Source organism: Micromonospora sp. WMMD812 (genome assembly GCF_027497215.1).
Taxonomy (GTDB): domain Bacteria; phylum Actinomycetota; class Actinomycetes; order Mycobacteriales; family Micromonosporaceae; genus Micromonospora.
Map to the genome: position 1 here is coordinate 6657537 of NZ_CP114904.1, position 16443 is coordinate 6673979.

18 protein-coding genes are annotated in these 16443 nt (G+C 74.5%); 10 read left to right on the forward strand and 8 right to left on the reverse strand.

Features of this window, described 5'->3' with window-relative positions; genetic code table 11:
* Positions 1 to 72: 72 nt before the first annotated feature.
* The 3 genes from O7603_RS30785 to O7603_RS30795 all read left to right on the forward strand — a co-directional run bounded on the left by O7603_RS30785 (position 73) and on the right by O7603_RS30795 (position 2403).
* Positions 73 to 444 (forward strand): metal-sulfur cluster assembly factor, encoded by a 372-nt coding sequence (locus O7603_RS30785; protein ID WP_348651042.1) that lies wholly within the window; start codon positions 73 to 75, stop codon positions 442 to 444.
* Positions 445 to 1005: 561 nt separating this feature from the next.
* Positions 1006 to 1632, forward strand: a complete 627-nt coding sequence (locus O7603_RS30790) for a LysE family transporter (protein ID WP_281573213.1) — start codon at positions 1006 to 1008, stop codon at positions 1630 to 1632.
* Positions 1633 to 1752: 120 nt separating this feature from the next.
* Entirely contained in the window at positions 1753 to 2403 is a 651-nt protein-coding gene (locus O7603_RS30795; RefSeq protein ID WP_281573214.1) for an acVLRF1 family peptidyl-tRNA hydrolase, read from the forward strand.
* Positions 2404 to 2496: 93 nt separating this feature from the next.
* Here O7603_RS30795 and O7603_RS30800 read toward each other — a convergent pair whose 3' ends face one another.
* Entirely contained in the window at positions 2497 to 3408 is a 912-nt protein-coding gene (locus tag O7603_RS30800) for a neutral zinc metallopeptidase (RefSeq protein ID WP_281576886.1), read from the reverse strand.
* Positions 3409 to 3652: 244 nt separating this feature from the next.
* Between O7603_RS30800 and O7603_RS30805 the strand changes: the two genes are divergently transcribed.
* The 4 genes from O7603_RS30805 to O7603_RS30820 all read left to right on the forward strand — a co-directional run bounded on the left by O7603_RS30805 (position 3653) and on the right by O7603_RS30820 (position 8714).
* Positions 3653 to 5257 (forward strand): ABC-F family ATP-binding cassette domain-containing protein, encoded by a 1605-nt coding sequence (locus O7603_RS30805; RefSeq protein ID WP_281573215.1) that lies wholly within the window; start codon positions 3653 to 3655, stop codon positions 5255 to 5257.
* A gap of 324 nt (positions 5258 to 5581) precedes the next feature.
* The gene (locus tag O7603_RS30810; RefSeq protein ID WP_007462679.1) at positions 5582 to 5809 is read left to right on the forward strand and encodes a helix-turn-helix domain-containing protein; all 228 of its coding nucleotides are present in this window, start codon (positions 5582 to 5584) and stop codon (positions 5807 to 5809) included.
* A gap of 46 nt (positions 5810 to 5855) precedes the next feature.
* Complete coding sequence (locus O7603_RS30815; RefSeq protein WP_281573216.1) at positions 5856 to 6623, forward strand: enoyl-CoA hydratase/isomerase family protein; 768 nt, start codon at positions 5856 to 5858, stop codon at positions 6621 to 6623.
* Positions 6624 to 6737: 114 nt separating this feature from the next.
* The gene (locus tag O7603_RS30820; protein WP_281576887.1) at positions 6738 to 8714 is read left to right on the forward strand and encodes an ABC transporter ATP-binding protein; all 1977 of its coding nucleotides are present in this window, start codon (positions 6738 to 6740) and stop codon (positions 8712 to 8714) included.
* 48 nt (positions 8715 to 8762) lie between these two features.
* Here the strand turns inward: O7603_RS30820 and mug are convergent, their stop codons facing one another.
* The 6 genes from mug to O7603_RS30850 form a co-directional block, all read right to left on the reverse strand.
* On the reverse strand, positions 8763 to 9308 hold the full coding sequence (gene mug / locus O7603_RS30825) for a G/U mismatch-specific DNA glycosylase (protein ID WP_281573217.1): 546 nt from the start codon (positions 9306 to 9308) through the stop codon (positions 8763 to 8765).
* A gap of 191 nt (positions 9309 to 9499) precedes the next feature.
* Complete coding sequence (locus O7603_RS30830; protein ID WP_281573218.1) at positions 9500 to 10261, reverse strand: SDR family oxidoreductase; 762 nt, start codon at positions 10259 to 10261, stop codon at positions 9500 to 9502.
* 23 nt (positions 10262 to 10284) lie between these two features.
* Positions 10285 to 10749 carry a hypothetical protein gene (locus O7603_RS30835; RefSeq protein ID WP_281576888.1) on the reverse strand — a complete coding sequence of 155 codons (465 nt, stop codon included), beginning with the start codon at positions 10747 to 10749 and terminating at the stop codon, positions 10285 to 10287.
* A gap of 113 nt (positions 10750 to 10862) precedes the next feature.
* Positions 10863 to 11681, reverse strand: a complete 819-nt coding sequence (locus O7603_RS30840; RefSeq protein ID WP_281573219.1) for a DUF692 domain-containing protein — start codon at positions 11679 to 11681, stop codon at positions 10863 to 10865.
* Positions 11678 to 12571, reverse strand: coding sequence for a TIGR04222 domain-containing membrane protein (locus O7603_RS30845; protein ID WP_281573220.1), 894 nt, complete (start codon positions 12569 to 12571; stop codon positions 11678 to 11680). Before O7603_RS30845 ends, O7603_RS30840 begins: the two co-directional genes overlap by 4 nt.
* A gap of 106 nt (positions 12572 to 12677) precedes the next feature.
* Positions 12678 to 13250, reverse strand: a complete 573-nt coding sequence (locus O7603_RS30850; protein WP_281573221.1) for a TetR/AcrR family transcriptional regulator — start codon at positions 13248 to 13250, stop codon at positions 12678 to 12680.
* Positions 13251 to 13360: 110 nt separating this feature from the next.
* Between O7603_RS30850 and O7603_RS30855 the strand changes: the two genes are divergently transcribed.
* The 3 genes from O7603_RS30855 to O7603_RS30865 all read left to right on the forward strand — a co-directional run bounded on the left by O7603_RS30855 (position 13361) and on the right by O7603_RS30865 (position 16042).
* Positions 13361 to 14221 carry a carbon-nitrogen hydrolase family protein gene (locus tag O7603_RS30855; protein WP_281573222.1) on the forward strand — a complete coding sequence of 287 codons (861 nt, stop codon included), beginning with the start codon at positions 13361 to 13363 and terminating at the stop codon, positions 14219 to 14221.
* Between the two features lie 53 nt (positions 14222 to 14274).
* A complete protein-coding gene (locus O7603_RS30860; protein WP_281573223.1) occupies positions 14275 to 14919 on the forward strand; it encodes an HAD family hydrolase in 645 nt (214 codons plus the stop codon).
* Positions 14920 to 15106: 187 nt separating this feature from the next.
* The gene (locus O7603_RS30865) at positions 15107 to 16042 is read left to right on the forward strand and encodes an RIO1 family regulatory kinase/ATPase (RefSeq protein ID WP_281573224.1); all 936 of its coding nucleotides are present in this window, start codon (positions 15107 to 15109) and stop codon (positions 16040 to 16042) included.
* A gap of 64 nt (positions 16043 to 16106) precedes the next feature.
* Here O7603_RS30865 and O7603_RS30870 read toward each other — a convergent pair whose 3' ends face one another.
* The gene (locus O7603_RS30870) at positions 16107 to 16355 is read right to left on the reverse strand and encodes a DUF2630 family protein (RefSeq protein WP_281573225.1); all 249 of its coding nucleotides are present in this window, start codon (positions 16353 to 16355) and stop codon (positions 16107 to 16109) included.
* Positions 16356 to 16443: the final 88 nt, after the last annotated feature.

Consider the following 16443-nt stretch of genomic DNA (forward strand, 5'->3'; position numbering starts at 1 on the left):
GCGTCAGCGAGCGAATCGTCAGGACAGTGCGCAGGTGCCTCATGCCGGCGCCGAGCGAAGCGAGGTGACGGCATGAGCAGCGAAGAGACCGCCACGGCGGCGACGCCGGCGACCGGCGGGAAGGCCGCCGTCGCCGACATCGAAGAGGCGATGAAGGACGTCGTCGACCCGGAGCTGGGCATCAACGTGGTCGACCTCGGCCTGGTGTACGGCGTGCACGTCGACGACGAGAACGTGGTCACCCTGGACATGACGCTCACCTCGGCGGCCTGCCCGCTGACCGACGTCATCGAGGACCAGGCGCGGCAGGCACTGACCACCGGCCCGGGTGGCGGGTTGGTCAACGACATCCGGATCAACTGGGTCTGGCTGCCGCCGTGGGGGCCGGACAAGATCACTGACGAGGGCCGCGACCAGCTCCGCTCGCTCGGCTTCAACGTCTGAGCCGGTCCTCGCCGGCTCGTCCGTCGAGCGCGACACCCGCCCGGGTGTCGCGCTCGACGCGTCTGTGCCGTGGGCGACAGCAGGCTCCGGCGCACCAGCCGTCGAGATGATCATGGCTGGGAGCAACGCCGAACTGGACCGCGCGTAGGCAGGGCATGCCCCTTCCATGATCGTGCTCGATCGGTGATGTAGTGGCCTGGCCAGGTGGCGGATGCCACTACTTACGGGATCGAGCACGATCCCCTGCTGCCGAGCCGGCCCCGAGCCGCGGCCGGTGCGCCGTACACGGTCGGTGCGGGTGCGGGTGCGGGTGCGGGTGCGGGTGCGGGAGGGCGTGTGCGGGGTGCGCGACGCGAGGCGAGGGCGCGCGAGGGTGCGGGCGGCGCGGTGTGGCACGGTGCGGCGCGGACCCGAATATGAGTGGCGCGGCCCGGGCGCGTCGGCGCAGGATGGCCGCGTGATCGAGACGTACCGGATGAAGCCCGCCCCTGTCGCCGCGGCCGCCGCCGCCGGGCGACAGCGGTCGGCTCCCGGCCGCGCCGAGATCCGCCTCCCGTCCTCGTGACCGCGGCGTTCCTGGCCGGGCTGGTCGCCGGCTACGGCGTCGCCATCCCGGTCGGCGCGATCGCCGTGCTGATCCTCGGGCTCAGCGCGCGCACCTCGTTCCGGGTCGGCGCGTGCGCGGCCCTCGGGGTGGCCACCGCCGACGGTCTCTACGCGGCGGTCGCCACGCTCGGCGGGGCGGCGCTGGCCGCCCTGATCGCCCCGGTCGCCGCGCCGCTGCGGGCCGTCGCCGCGGTGGTGCTGCTCGCCCTCGCCGGGTATACCGCGTGGCGGGCGCTGCGGCCCCGGCCTTCGGCGGGTCCGGCCCCTGCCGGTCGTGGCCTGGACAGTCCGCTCCGGGCGTTCACCGGCGTGCTGGCGCTGACGCTGCTGAATCCGGCGACCGTGGTCTACTTCGCCGCGCTGGTGCTGGGCCGCGGCGACGCCGCGGATCCGGACCCGGCGACCGGCGCGTCCTTCGTGCTCGGCGCGTTCCTCGCGTCGGCGAGCTGGCAACTGCTGATCGCCGGGGGCGGCACACTGGTCGGGCGGGCGCTCGCCGGTCCGCGCGGCCGGCTGGTCACCGCGCTCACCTCCAGCGCGATCATCGCCGCCCTGGCCATCACCACATTGCTGAAAACCTGACCGGTCCGGGCCGCCGCCGAACTCTGTTGATCATGAAGTTGCGGCAGCGACACGCCGTCCCGGGCGCCGCAAACCTCATGATCAACACGGGCGGGCGGCGGGCGGGGTACGGTCGGGGCCATGTCCAGTCGACCCGCAGCCGGTGGTGGGCGGTGGGTCGAGGTGGCCCCGGACCGGATCGGCCGCTGGGTGGACGGTTTCACCGAGCGGCACGGCACGCCGGCCATCACCACCCAGGCGTACGGCCTGCTGCTGGCCGCCCCGGACGGCGCGACGGCCGAGCTGCACCGCCCGCCGGGGGCGCGGCCCGCCGGGGATCTGCCCGGGTTCGTGGTCGCGGCCAGCGCGCCGCGTCGGATCGGCCTGTTGCTGGCCCGCAAGGGCGCCGTCGCGGTGGGCGTCGCGGCGGGAGCGGAGCTGCTGGTCTCCAAGGTGGACACCCGGTACGTGCAGGGGCGGACCGCCGCCGGCGGCTGGTCCCAGCAGCGGTTCGCCCGCCGGCGGGACAACCAGGCGAAGGCCGCGCTGGGCGACGCGGTGGAGCTGGCCGTGCGGCTGCTGCTGCCCGAGGCCGGGACGCTCAGCGCACTGGTCGGTGGCGGTGACCGGCGCGCGGTGGACACGGTGCTGGCCGACCGGCGGCTCGCCCCGCTCGCCGCGCTGCGCGCCGACCGCCTGCTCGACGTCCCCGAGCCCCGGCACGCGGTGCTGGTGGCCGCGGTCGACGCGGCCCGCGCGGTACGCATCCTGGTCCGCGACCCGCAGACGTGACAGGCGGGCGAGCCCACTCCTGCCGGCGCCGCGGACGGCAGCGGGCCCCCGGCCGGGTGACCGGGAGCCCGTGGGAATCGATGCGGCGGGGAGTCAGCCGTTACCGAAGGTGTCGCAGGACTTCGGGTCGCCGCTGGAGTAGCCCTTGGTGAACCACTCCTTGCGCTGGGCCGACGAGCCGTGGGTGAACTCGTCCGGGTTCACCGGGCGGTTCGCCCGCTCGGAGATCGCATCGTCGCCGATCTTCTCGGCGGTGTCGATCGCCTGCTGGATGTCCTGCTCGCTGATGCTGGTGAAGATCTTCTGACCGCTCTCGTCGGCCGTGCCGGTGGCGTTCTTCGCCCACGCGCCGGCGTAGCAGTCGGCCTGGAGTTCCAGCTTGACCGACAGCGCGTTGGCGTTCTCCGGGTCCCGCTGCTGCTGGCGGCGCATCTGCGCCTCGGTGCCGAGCAGGTCCTGTACGTGGTGGCCGTACTCGTGGGCCAGCACGTACGGCTGAGCGAACTCGCCCTCCGCGCCGAGCTGGTCGGCGAGCACCCGGTAGAAGGTGAGGTCGATGTAGACGAGGTCGTCGGCGGGGCAGTAGAACGGACCGACGCCGGAGTCCGCCTGGCCGCACGCGGTGGAGACGCCCTGGCTGAAGAAGACCGTCTTCGACGGCGCGTACTGTTCGCCGAACCGCTCCGGCAGCGCCGTGCGCCAGTACGCCTGGATGGAGTTCACGTAGAGGGTGTTGCGGCAGTCGAGCTGCTGCAGCGCGTCGTCGGCCGAGCACTTCTGCTCCAGCGAGGTGTTGTCGCCCGCGGAGTCCCCGCCGCCGTTGACGGCCGCGTTGAGGCCGAAGCCGCCGCCGACCAGCGCGACGAGCACGGCGATGACGAGGCCGACGATGCCGCCACGACCGCCGCCGATCGGGATCGGTATCCCGCCCACACCGCCGCCGCCGGACCCACGTCGGTCGTCCACCTGGCTGGTGTCGATCTGCGCGTTCTCGTTCAGCTCCATGTTGTCCCCGATCACCGATTAGTCCGTGTTGGGTGGTTGCGGTACCGGACCGGGTCCGGACGGCAGATTCGGTACCCGATGATCTTGCGCGGTAATCCGGAGGGGGTCCCAGCGGCTGCCGGTACACTTGTCGCGTGCCGCGCTGCGAAGGCTGAACCGCCCCGCGCCGACGGGCCCTGACGCCCGTTGGCGCTTTGGCGTGCCCTGAGTCAGCCTTCCAGACCCCGAGAGCGAGTCCCACGAGATGATCACTGCCACCGGCCTGGAGCTGCGCGCCGGCGCCCGGATCCTGCTGTCCGACACCACGCTGCGCGTGCAGCCCGGTGACCGGATCGGCCTGGTCGGGCGCAACGGCGCCGGCAAGACCACCACGCTGAAGGTGCTCGCGGGGGAGGGGCAGCCGTACGCCGGGCAGATCGACCGGCGCAGCGCCATCGGCTACCTGCCGCAGGACCCGCGCACCGGCGACCTGGGGGTCACCGGCCGGGACCGGGTGCTGTCCGCCCGCGGGCTGGACGTGCTGATGGCGCAGATGAAGGAGATCGAGGCGAAGCTCGCCGACGGCGCCGACGAGAAGCTGGTCCGCCGCTACGGCGCGCTGGAGGACCAGTTCGCCTCGCTCGGCGGGTACGCCGCCGAGGCGGAGGCGGCCCGGATCTGCGCCAACCTCGGCCTGCCGGACCGGGCGCTCGCCCAGACCATCGGCACCCTCTCCGGCGGTCAGCGCCGCCGCGTCGAACTGGCCCGGATCCTGTTCCGCGACGCCGGCGAGAACGGCGGCGGCATCCTGCTGCTCGACGAGCCGACCAACCACCTCGACGCGGACTCGATCACCTGGCTCCGCGGCTTCCTCGCCAACCACAAGGGCGGGCTGATCGTGATCAGCCACGACGCCTCGCTGCTGGAGGCCGTGGTCAACAAGGTCTGGTTCCTGGACGCCACCCGCTCCGAGGTCGACGCCTACAACCTGGGCTGGAAGGCGTACCTGGAGGCGCGGGAGACCGACGAGCGGCGCCGCCGCCGGGAGCGGGCCAACGCCGAGAAGAAGGCCGGCGCGCTGATGGCGCAGGCGGACAAGATGCGGGCCAAGGCCACCAAGACGGTGGCCGCGCAGAACATGGCCCGCCGGGCCGAGAAGCTGATGTCCGGGCTGGAGGAGGTGCGGGTCGCCGACAAGGTGGCCAAGGTGCGCTTCCCCACCCCGGCGCCGTGCGGCAAGACCCCGCTTACCGCGAGCGGGCTCTCCAAGTCGTACGGCTCGCTGGAGATCTTCACCGACGTCGACGTGGCGGTGGACCGGGGCTCACGGGTGGCGATCCTCGGCCTCAACGGCGCCGGCAAGACCACCCTGCTGCGGATGCTCGGCGGCCTGCTGGAACCGGACACCGGCGAGGTGCGGGCGGGTCACGGGCTGCGGTTGGGCTACTACGCCCAGGAGCACGAGACGCTCGACGTCGAGCGGACCGTGCTGGAGAACATGCGGGCCGCCGCCCTCGAGCAGACCGACACGGACCTGCGCAAGATCCTCGGCGCGTTCCTCTTCTCCGGTGAGGACGTGGAGAAGCCGGCCGGGGTGCTCTCCGGCGGCGAGAAGACCCGGCTGGCCCTGGCCACCCTGGTCTGCTCCGGGGCCAACGTGCTGCTGCTGGACGAGCCGACCAACAACCTCGACCCGGTCAGCCGGGAGCAGGTGCTCGACGCGATCGCCCGCTACCCCGGCGCGATCGTCCTGGTCACCCACGACCCGGGGGCGGTCACCGCGTTGAAGCCTGACCGGGCCATCCTGCTCCCCGACGGCGACGAGGACGCGTGGAGCGACGACCTGCTCGAGCTGGTCGAGCTGGCCTGACCCCGGGTGCGCCGGGGTTGCCGCCGGCTCGACCGGGTCAGGACGACGATGCCGTCGATGTCGGTGGCCGCGGACCCGGCGGCGGCGCCGAACAGGTCGATCACCCGGGCAGGCCACGGGCCGCATCCTCCGCCCGCACGGACGGTGCGGGCCCCGCGCGCGACCGGCCGGCCGGAACGGCTCACCGACGTCACCCTATCGGTTAGCTGACATTGCATAGCGTGTCGGTTGGCGAAGAGTTGATATCTGGCGCATGATCGTTCGAGACGGTCTAATAGGTGGGACCGTATCCGAACCGCACAGTCTGGGACGTGAGGACACAGCATGGCAGCCACCGGCACAGCCACCAGCACTGAGAAGGGTCGCCGGATCGTCGGAGCCGAGCGTCAGACGCTCGCCAAGGACCTGGTCAAGCGGTACACCTCGGGGGAGAGCATTCGCGCGCTCGCAGCCTCGACCGGCCGTTCCTACGGGTTCATCCACCGGGTGCTCACCGAGTCCGGGGTGCAGCTGCGCCAGCGCGGCGGTGCCCGGCGCCGCAAGAAGGCGTGATCCGCCCCGCAACGTCGTCCATCAGCGCCGGCCCCCGGGCCGCCCGGTGACCGCCGAGGCGACCGGGGTACGGCTGGAATGCGACGGGCCGGTCGCGACGGTCACGTTGTGCCGGCCCGACGTGCTCAACGCCCAGACCCCGGCGATGTGGCGCGCGATGAGCGACTTCTCCCGGGACCTTCCCGGTGACGTGCGCGTGGTGGTCGTCCGCGGGGAGGGGCGCGCGTTCTCGGCCGGTCTCGACCTGTCGGTCGCCGGCGCCAGCGGGCCGGGATCGTTCGCCGAGCTGGCCACCCTGCCCGAGCAGGAGTGCGCCGACCGGATCGCGGAGTTCCAGGCCGGGTTCACCTGGCTGCACCGCCCGGACCTCATCTCCGTCGCGGCCGTGCAGGGGCACGCCATCGGGGCCGGTTTCCAGCTCGCCCTCGCGTGCGACCTGCGCGTGCTCGCCGAGGACGCCAGGCTCTCCATGGCCGAGGTGACCCTCGGCCTGGTCCCCGACCTCGCCGGCACGAAGCGGCTGGTCGACATGGTCGGCTACGCCCGGGCCCTGGAGATCTGCGCGACCGGCCGCCGGATGGACGCCGCCGAGGCGGACCGGATCGGGCTGGCCACCCTGGTCGTGCCCCCGACCGAGCTGGACGGGGCGGTGCGCGACCTGACCGCGGGGCTGTTGGCCAACAACCGCGACGCGGTCGTCGAGATCAAGGCGCTGATCGCCGGTGCCACCGGTCGCTCGCCCGCCGAGCAGCAGCGGGCCGAGCGGGAGGCGCAGACCCGCCGGCTGCGCGACCTCGCCGGGCGAGGAGAATAGGTAAGGACCGTTCGGGAAGATCCGGGTTACGACCGAGGTTGTCACAGTCGTCGGGAGAATTGACCTGACGAGGCGGTCAGCCCGACGACCCGGAGGTGAGCGTTGTCCAACCCGATGTCCGGCGGTGGGATGGCCGGGTGGAGCATGCTCCGGTCGATGCGCAACCGGGACGAGATCTCCACCCACCGGCTCCAGCGCGGCGTCGCCCAGCGCATCGTGGCGTTCGCCCGGCCCTATCGGCGCGACATCGTCGTCTTCCTGGTCACCGTGGTGCTGGCCGCGATCATCGGGGTGGCCACCCCGGTGCTGGCCGGCGACGTGATCAACGCGATCAACCGGGGCGGCTCCGAGGCCGGCGGGCTGGTGGTCCGCCTGGCGCTGGTGATCGCCGCCCTGGCGGTCGCCGACGCGCTGCTCTCGCTCGCCCAACGCTGGTACTCCGCGCGGATCGGCGAGGGCATCATCCTCGACCTGCGCACCCGGGTCTACGACCACGTGCAGCGGATGCCCCTGCAGTTCTTCACCCGGACCCAGACCGGCGCCCTGGTGAGCCGCCTCAACAACGACGTGCTCGGCGCCCAGCGGGCGTTCACCTCGACGCTCTCCGGCGTGGTCAGCAACGTCATCCAGCTGGTGCTCACCGCCGCCGTGATGTTCACCCTCTCCTGGCAGATCACCGCGCTCTCGTTGGTGCTGCTGCCGATCTTCATCATCCCGGCCCGCCGGGTCGGCCGGCGGCTCGCCGAGATCACCCGCGAGGCGTACAACCTCGACGCCAAGATGAACGCCACGATGACCGAACGGTTCGGCGTCGCCGGCGCGCTGCTGGTGAAGCTCTTCGGCCAGCCCGACGCCGAGGCCCGCCGGTTCGCCGGGCGAGCCGAGCGGGTCCGTGACATCGGCATCCAGTCCGCCATGTACTCGCGGACGTTCTTCGTGGCGATGCTGCTGGTCGCCTCGCTGGCCCAGGCGCTCACCTACGGCCTCGGCGGCTGGCTGGCGGTGAGCGGCAACGTCAGCGCCGGCACGGTCGTGACGCTCGCGCTGCTGCTCACCCGCCTCTACGGGCCGCTGACCGCGCTCTCCAACGTCCGGGTGGACGTGATGAGCGCACTGGTCTCGTTCGACCGGGTCTTCGAGGTGCTCGACCTGCGGCCCGGCATCGAGGAGAAGCGCGGCGCGGTGCAGGTGCCCCGGGGCAGTGGCCGGGTCGAGTTCCGCGACGTGCGGTTCCGCTACCCGAGCGCCGCCGAGATCTCGTTGGCCTCGCTGGAAGAGGTCACCACGCTCGACCGAACGGTCAACGAACCCGTGCTGCGCGGTGTCTCGTTCCGCGTCGAGCCGGGGCAGATGGTCGCGCTGGTCGGCCCCTCCGGCGCCGGGAAGTCCACGCTGTCCATGCTGATCTCCCGGATCTACGACGTCACCGGCGGCCAGGTGCTGGTCGGCGGCGTCGACGTCCGTGACGCCACCCTCGCCTCACTGCGCGACGAGATCGGCGTGGTCACCCAGGATTCGCACCTGTTCCACGAGTCGATCCGGGAGAACCTGCGCTACGCCAAGCCGGACGCCACCGACGACGAGATCTGGGTGGCGCTGGCCGGTGCCCAGGTGGCGGACCTGGTCCGCTCCCTGCCCGACGGGCTGGACACCACCGTCGGCGAGCGCGGCTACCGCTTCTCCGGTGGCGAGAAGCAGCGAATCGCCATCGCCCGGCTGCTGCTCAAGGCCCCGTCCATCGTCATCCTCGACGAGGCGACCGCCCACCTCGACTCCGAGAGCGAGGCCGCGGTGCAGCGGGCGCTCTCGGTGGCTCTGGCCGGGCGTACGGCGCTGGTGATCGCGCACCGGCTGTCCACGGTCCGCGACGCCGACCAGATCCTGGTGCTCGACGGTGGGCGGATCGTCGAACGAGGGCGGCACGAGGAGCTCGTCGCGGTCGGCGGGCTCTACGCCGAGCTGTACCGCACCCAGTTCGCGGTGGCCGACTCGCCGACTCCGTACGTCGACGCGACCGGGCCCGAGCCGGTGGTCATGCCGCTCGGCAGCTACGTGGCCGACGAGGCGATGCCGCCCGCCGCGGCGAACTGAGCCGCGCGGCGCCCGGCGGGGGCGGACTGACCCGCCGACGCCCGGCGGTCAGCGTGTGGTCGACGCCCGGCGCAGCTCCGCGAACGCGGCGCCGAGGCTCTCCGGCGTGAAGTGCGCGTTCAACCCACTCGGGTTGGGCAGCACCCAGAGCCGCGCCCCGGCCAGCGGCTCCGGCTGCTCGCCGAAGGTGGCCTTCGGCCGGGCGAACCCGATCCGGTACGCCGTCACCCCGACCACCGCCACCCAGCGGGGCCGGTACCGCGCGACCTTCTGCCGCAGCAGCTCCGCCCCGGCGACCAGCTCCGCCGCGCTCAACTCGTCGGCCCGGGCGCTGGCCCGGTCCACGATGTTGGTGATGCCGATTCCGTAGCCGGGCAGCTCGTCCTGCTCGCTGGGGTGCATCAGTCGGGGCGTGAAGCCGCCCCGGTGCAGCGCCGGCCAGAACCGGTTGCCCGGCCGCGCGAAGTGCCAGCCGGTGGCGGCCGACCAGAGGCCGGGATTGATCCCGACGAACAGCACGTCCAGGCCCGGCGCGATGACGTCGGGCAGGAGGCGGTCCGCCGCCGCGGCGAGCTCCTCCCGGGTCGGCCGCACCGACCGCCCCGCCCCGCCCGGTCGGCGTTCGCCGAGCAGGGCAGCCGGACCCGGTTCGCGGTCACCGGGAGGTGGGGCGGCGCCGGGGCGGCGGTCACCGGGTGGCGGGGCGCCGGGGCGCCGGACGCCGGGCGAGGTCGGCGGCCCGGGCCGTCCGCGGCCGGACCGACGGCCGCCGGGTGGATCGGCGGTCACAGGCCGCGCAGCGCGCCGCCGTCGACCGGGACGGTGAGCCCGGTGAGGTAGCTCGCGGCGGGGGAGAGGACGAACGCGGCCACCCGGCCGAACTCGGCGGGGTCGCCGACGCGGCGCAGCGGGATGGCCGCCTCGGCCTCGGCGCGGGCCCGGTCCGGGTCACCGGTCGCCGCGAAGAGTTGCCGGTTGCGGTCGGTGAGGATCCGCCCCGGCAGCAGGCCGACGACCCGTACGCCGCGCGGGCCGTACTCGTCGGCGATGTCCTTGGCCACCCCGACCAGACCGGGCCGCAGCCCGTTGGAGATGCCGAGCCCGGGCACCGGCCCTCGGGCGGAGGTGGAGAGGACCAGCCCGACCGCGCCCCCGTCGGGCAGGGCGGCGGCGACGGTGCGCACCGTCCGGACGGTGCCGAGGAAGACCGTCTCGAAGGAGAGCCGCCACTGCTCGTCGCTGATCGTCGCGGCGCTGCCCTGCGGCGGGCCGCCGACCGAGACCAGCGCGCCGTCGAGGCGTCCGAAGTGCTCCCGCGCGATGGTGAGGAGCAGGTCCGGTGTCGCCGGGTCGGCCAGGTCGGCGGTCACCCCGACTGCCCGCTCCGGGCCGCCGAGGCTCTTCGCGGCGGCGGCGACGGCGTCGGCGTCGCGGGCCGAGATCACCACCCGTGCTCCGTCGGCCACCAGGCACTCCGCGGTCGCGTAGCCGAGGCCACGGGAGGCGCCGGTCAGCACGTACACCCGATCGGTCAGTCCGAGATCCATGCCGCCGATCCTGCCGTACCCGCTCAGGCGGTGCCAGCGGCGGATCCGCCGTCCGGACGGCGGGCCGGTCGTAGCAGGCGTACCCGGCCGCCGACCTGGACGGCGACGGCGCCGCCGGCCCGCCCGATCGCCGGCAACCGGCGCGGGCGTGGCGACCGCCGGCCGTCGTACCGGGCGCCCGCCTCGCGAATGGCCAGCTCCTCGGCGCCGAGCGGCGGCAGCTCACCCCGGTCGCGTAGTGCGCGGGCCAGGTCCCAGCCGTCTCGCAGCGAGCCAGCCGTCGGCCGGCCGGCCGCCCAGGTCGCGAAGGTCGCCGGCCAGCCGGCGCCGAGGCCGGCGGCGAGGAGCGGCCAGTGCCGGGCGACGACGCCGGCGCGCTTGCGCAGCAGCGCGGTCCGCGCGGCGGCGAGCGGTGCGGGCGCGAACCCGGGCGGGACCGGCCCGCCGGCGACGAGGGCGGCGACCAGCTCCGCCTGCCGGGCCGCCAGCCCGCCGCGGTCCGGTCCGGCGTGCTCGCCCCCGCGCGGGTCGGTCCCGGTCGTGTGCCCATCGGGGACGCCGGACGCCGCGGCGGGATCCCCGGCGCGCCGGCCGGCGCCGGTCACGTGACCACCGGGAAGCCCGACGTCGCGGCGAGCGCGTCCAGTTCGGCGCGGAGCGTCGGGGCCGGTGGGTAGTCCCCGTCCCGCTCCAGCAACAGCGCCGGGGGTCGCCGCCGGGCGCACAGCTCGCCGACCAGGTCCAGGACCGCGGCCGGCACGGGGTCGGTGTGCGTGTCGTGGTAGAAGCCGCCGTGCTCGGCGCCGCCGGCGACGTGCGCGTACGCGACCCGGTCCAGCGGCAGCCGGTCCAGCAGGGCGAGCGGGTCCGCGCCCCGGTTGCGCGCGTTGGCGTAGACGTTGGCGACGTCGAACAGGAGCAGCGCCCCGGTGCGGTCGAGGATCTCGGTCAGGAAAGCCGCCTCGTCCAACTCGTCGTCGGGCCAGTCGAAGAGCGTGGCGATCGGTTCCAGCGCCATCGGCACCGGCAGCTCGGCCTGGACCCGGGCGACGTTGGCGCAGACCGCGTCGACCGCCGCTCGGCTGCGTGGCAGCGGCAGCAGGTGCCCGGCCTCCAGCCCGCCGGCCCGCACGAACGCGATGTGTTCGCTGACCAGCGGAGCGGCCACCAGTTCGGCCACCGCGGCCAGGTGCGCGACCCGGTCCGGGTCGACCGGTTCCGCGCCGCCGAGGGAGAGCCGCACCCCGTGCGGTACGACGGTCACGTCCCGGCGGCGCAGCTCGGCGAGGCCGGGCGGCAGCGGGCCGGAGGTGGCCAGCGACTCCGCCACCACCTCGACGAAGCGCAGGCCGGGCAGGTCGGCGACGAACCCGGCGATCTCCGGACGCCACCCGATGCCGACGCCCGCCGGACCGGTCATCCGCCGCACCCGCCTCCGCCACAGCCACCGCCACCGCCACCCCCGCCGCAGGAGCTGCCCCCGCCGTCCGAGCCGCCGCCCCCGCCGCCGGAGAGGTTCTGCCGCTGGATCTCGGCCTCCGCGGCGAAGGCCGGGTCGAGGGCCCAGAGCGACGCGGTCCCGAAGAGCGCGACCCCCATCGCGGCGCCGGCCGCTCCGTACGTCGCGTACGCCGGACTGGAGGCGGGCGCGAGGTGGGTGTGCTGGCGGCGCAGGTCGCGCATCGCCCGCCGGCCGGCGCGGGTCACCCGGGGCACCCGGCCCAGGAACAGCAACGCCACGAAGAGCGCCACCAGGCTGAGGAACAGGTAGCCGACCGGCCGGCCGTTGGAGAGCCCGACGAAGGCCCGGAGCCCGCCGAGGATCAACAGCGCGATCACGGCAGCCGCGCCGAGCCGGGCGGCGGCCCGCTGCTGCGCCGGCAGGATCAGCCCGCGTTGCTCGAGACCCTCGCCGAGTTGGTGCAGGGCGGCGGCCACCCACTGGTCCTCGCGCAGCTCGCGGACCCGGGCCCGCTGCCCGGCCGCGTGGTGGACCGCCTGGTCCAGCGGGGTCACCCCGGCCGGCAGGGGCCCGGTGGCGGTCAGCCGGTGGTCCGGCCCGACGCCGATGGCGCCGTTGCCACGGAGCCCACCGACCGAGGCATGCACCGCGAGCGGCGCGCCGCCGTTGAGGTAGGCGGCCTGCTGCGGGCCGAGCGGATCCCGGCCGGCGTCCGGCGGCCCGGCGAAGAGTCGGAACCGGTGGACCAGGGCGGCGACCACCACCACGACGGCCACGGCGAGGTAGATCCGCAGGAAGGTCGGACCGGGGATGCCCCAGGTGTCGTCCGGGGCGGCGAGAACGCTCATCGGATGCTCCTGTCGCCGGAGGGAACGGCGGCCCCATTGTGGGGCAGACGCGCCATCGCCGCGGGGGCCCGCCCGGGGCCGGAGACCGCAGGCGGCCGGGGCGCGCTCAGCGGCGGCGGACCGCCTCCTCGACCAGGTCGAGCACCGGGCCGAGGTCACCGGCGGGCCGGCCCATCGCCAGGTGCAGCACCAGGCCGTCGTAGGCGAGTTCGAGGAACTGCGCCAGCACGTCGATCGGGACGTCCTCGCGCAGCACGCCGGCCTCCCGCTGCCGGGCCAGCCGGTCGCGGGTCGCCTCGGCGATCGCGGCGGACCGTTCGGCCCACCGCTTCGCGAACGCCGGGTCGGTGCGCAGCCGGCGGGAGACCTCCAACTGGGTGCCGAGCCAGCCGGTGGTGTCCGGGGAGACAGCCCGGGCCAGCAGGTCGCGCATCACCTGGACCAGCCCGTTGCGGGCCACGGTCTCCACCATGGCCGCGGCGTCGTCCTCGGCGACGGCGAGGAAGAGCGAGTCCTTGTCGCGGAAGTGGTGGAAGATGGCGCCCCGGGACAGCCCGGTGGCCTCCTCGAGCCGGCGCACGGTGGCGCCCTCGTAGCCGTGCCGGGCGAAACACGCCCGCGAGGCGGCGAGGATCTCCTGGCGCCGCGCGTCGAGCTGGTCCTGGCTTACTCTGGGCACGCGTCGATCGTTCCAGGTCACCCCGCGTCACGCAAACCGTACGTACGGCTTGGGAGTTGGCGGCGTATCGGGGACTCTGCCGCCGGCCGGGTCCGGTCTACCATCGCCCGGTGACCCCACCCCCCGCGCTCCCGCAGGCTCCGCTGACCGTCGCCGCAGTCCAGTCCGACCCGGTGCCCGGCGACGTCGCGGTCAACACGGCGACCGCCGCTCGCCTGGTCACCGGGGCCGCCGAGCGGGGCGCCCGGGTGGCCGTCCTGCCGGAGCTGTTCCTGCCCGCGTACCACCCGCCGACGCTGGCCGCCGACCCGGCCGGCACCGACGTCGTGGCCGCCGCGGACCGGACGGTCGCCGACCCGCGCCTGGCGCCGCTGCGCGCCGCGGCGGTCGCCGGCGGCATCACGGTGGTGGTCGGCGCGGCCGTACGTCACCCGGGCGGGCAGCGGACGATCTCGTCGCTGGTCGTCGACCGGGTCGGCGAGGTCCGGGTGGGCTACGACAAGCAGCAGCTCTGGGGTGACGAGCGGGAGCTGTTCGACCCGGGCACGCGGGGGGCGACCCTGCTCGTCGACGGCTGGCGGCTCGGGCTCGGGATCTGCTACGACGGCTGTTTCCCGGAGCACGGCCGGGCCGCCGCGGCCGACGGCGCGCACGGCTACCTCTGCCCGAGCGGCTACCTCGCCGGCTCGGAACACCGCCGGGACCTCTACTACCGGGCCCGGGCGCTGGACAACACCATGTACGTGGTCTTCGCCAACTCGGTCGGCGGGGCGGACCCGTGGCGGTTTAACGGCGGCGCGGCCGTGCACGACCCGGAGGGGCGGACGCTCGCCCGCGGTGCGGACACCGGCGAGGCGGTGCTGGTCGCGACGCTGGACCCGGCCGTGCTGGCGGCAACCCGGGCGGCGCACTCGATGCTCGTGGATCGGCTGCCGGACCAGGGCCCGACCCGGCTCTCGTGGGTCGGATGAGAGTTAACGTTGCAGCCCTGTCGGGCGGCCCCGACGTCCCGTAGGGTGCCCGAGTGCCACTGCTCCTGCTGGATCTGGAAAACACCCTGCTCGACCGGGCGGGGCCGTTCCGCGCCTGGGGGCAGCGCTTCCTCGAGGGGATCGGCGCGCCTGCCGCGGACATCGACTGGCTGCTCTCCATCGACGCGGACGGGCTGACCGACCGGTGGGACGTGGCCGACGCCATCCGGGAGCGGTACGACCTGCGCGTACCGTCGATCGACCTGGTGGAGGAGCTGCACGACGGGGTGGTGGAGTACACCCGGCTCGATCCGCTGATCGCCTGTGCGTTGCGGATCGCCGACAGCGCCGGCTGGGTCCCGGTGATCGTCACCAACGGAGTGGTCCGGCAGCAGGAGACCAAGATCCGGCGGACCGGCCTGGACCGGTACGTGGCCGACTGGGTGATCTCCGAGGAGGCGGGCGTCAGCAAGCCCAACCCCCGGATCTTCGCGCTCGCCGCCCAGCGGGTCCGGATGCCGCTGCGCGGCGCGTGGGTGGTCGGCGACGGCCCGGAGGCCGACATCGGCGGCGCGGCGGCGGTCGGGCTGCCCAGCGTCTGGCTGCACCGGGGGCGGGCCTGGTCGGACAGCCGGTTCTCGCCGACGCGGGTCGCGGACGGGCTGATCGCCGCGGTGGCCACCGTCCTCGCCGGTTGACCCGGGCGCTCCGGCATGGCCTGAGCCGGGTTAATTCGGTTGACCGGCGGCGCGGCGGCGGTGAGCATGGTCCGCGCATCGTGCACCCGGGCGTGGGCCCGGTCGAGGAGAGGGGGTCGGTCATGGCCGTCTTCGCAGGTCGCTTCCACCTGCCTCCATCAGCCTCGATCAAGGGATCACCACCGCAGTGCGCGAACACGACTTCCCGGCGCCTGGGCGCCGGACGCGCGGCAAGGGCCGCTTCGACGACGACGAACCGCAGTTCCTGAGGCGCGGCCGGCATTCCGAGCCGGTCGCCACCGACGCGGACGACGATCCGGACCCGGACACCGGCGATCGCTGGTCGTCCTGGGACGACGCCGTCCACGGGCCGCAGCCGTATCCGGCCTGGCTCGTCACCGAACTGGCCGCCAAGGACACCGACCTCGGCGTGCTCAAGACCGGCAAGGAGGCGGACGTCCACCTGGTCCGCCGGGCGGTGCCGGGCACCGACCGCTCCTGCCTGCTCGCGGCCAAGCGGTACCGGGACGCCAGCCACCGGCTCTTCCACCGCGACGCCGGCTACCTGGAGGGGCGGCGGGTCCGCCGGTCCCGGGAGAACCGGGCGATGGCCGGCCGGACCGCCTTCGGCCGGCAGATGATCGCGGGGCAGTGGGCGGCGGCCGAGTTCGCCGCGCTGGCCCGGCTCTGGGAGATCGGCGCGGAGCACGGCACCATCGCGGTTCCGTACCCGGCGCAGCTGCGGGGCACCGAGCTGATGCTGGAGTTCCTCGGCGATCCCGAGGAGGGGCTGGCCGCGCCCCGGCTGGCGCAGGTGCGGCCCGACGCGGCCGGCCTGCGGGACCTCTGGACCCAGCTGGTCGACGCGCTGGTCGTGCTGGCCCGGGCCGGGTACGCGCACGGCGACCTGTCGCCGTACAACCTGCTGGTGCACCGGGACCGGCTGGTCATGATCGACCTGCCGCAGGTGGTCGACGTGGTGGCCAACCCGCAGGGCCCGGAGTTCCTGGCCCGGGACGTCCGGGTGGTCAGTGCTTGGTTCGCCGCGCGTGGGCTGCCCGCGACGGTGGTGGACCCGGCGCCGCTGACCGAGGAGCTGCTGCGCGAGGCGGGCCTCCGGTGAGCCGGGCGGGCTGGGCGGGCGGCGGGCGGAACGGCCAGGCCGACCGCCCGGCCCGCCGGGCCGGTCACTGGAGGTAGCGCTCGACCTCCGGCTTGGGGCGTACGCCCTGGGCGTCGGGGTCACCGTGGGTCGACCGGGCGGCCCGCCGCCGGCGCAGCAGGTCCCAGCACTGGTCGAGGGAATCCTCCAGCTCGCGCAGCCGGCCCTGGGCTTCCTCGTCGGTGCCCTGCTCGTTGGCCTGCGCGGCGGCGCGCAGCCGGTGCTCCTCGTCGACCAGGTCCGAGATGCGGTTCAGGATTGTCTTGTCGTCCATGACCCAGAGCCTGGCACAGGGACCTCCGGCACGCCGGCAATCCCCCCGGGTGGTTGTGACGGAGATCGGCCACCAGTCCCGTTGACGG

What these genes read in the sequence shown, in the direction of transcription:
- O7603_RS30785 (WP_348651042.1), top strand. Translation starts at nt 73, where the DNA reads ATGAGCAGCGAAGAGACCGCCACGGCGGCGACGCCGGCGACCGGCGGG.
- O7603_RS30795 (WP_281573214.1), top strand. Translation starts at nt 1,753, where the DNA reads ATGTCCAGTCGACCCGCAGCCGGTGGTGGGCGGTGGGTCGAGGTGGCC.
- O7603_RS30800 (WP_281576886.1), bottom strand. Translation starts at nt 3,408, where the DNA reads ATGGAGCTGAACGAGAACGCGCAGATCGACACCAGCCAGGTGGACGAC.
- O7603_RS30805 (WP_281573215.1), top strand. Translation starts at nt 3,653, where the DNA reads ATGATCACTGCCACCGGCCTGGAGCTGCGCGCCGGCGCCCGGATCCTG.
- O7603_RS30810 (WP_007462679.1), top strand. Translation starts at nt 5,582, where the DNA reads ATGGCAGCCACCGGCACAGCCACCAGCACTGAGAAGGGTCGCCGGATC.
- O7603_RS30820 (WP_281576887.1), top strand. Translation starts at nt 6,738, where the DNA reads ATGTCCGGCGGTGGGATGGCCGGGTGGAGCATGCTCCGGTCGATGCGC.
- O7603_RS30830 (WP_281573218.1), bottom strand. Translation starts at nt 10,261, where the DNA reads ATGGATCTCGGACTGACCGATCGGGTGTACGTGCTGACCGGCGCCTCC.
- O7603_RS30840 (WP_281573219.1), bottom strand. Translation starts at nt 11,681, where the DNA reads ATGACCGGTCCGGCGGGCGTCGGCATCGGGTGGCGTCCGGAGATCGCC.
- O7603_RS30845 (WP_281573220.1), bottom strand. Translation starts at nt 12,571, where the DNA reads ATGAGCGTTCTCGCCGCCCCGGACGACACCTGGGGCATCCCCGGTCCG.
- O7603_RS30870 (WP_281573225.1), bottom strand. Translation starts at nt 16,355, where the DNA reads ATGGACGACAAGACAATCCTGAACCGCATCTCGGACCTGGTCGACGAG.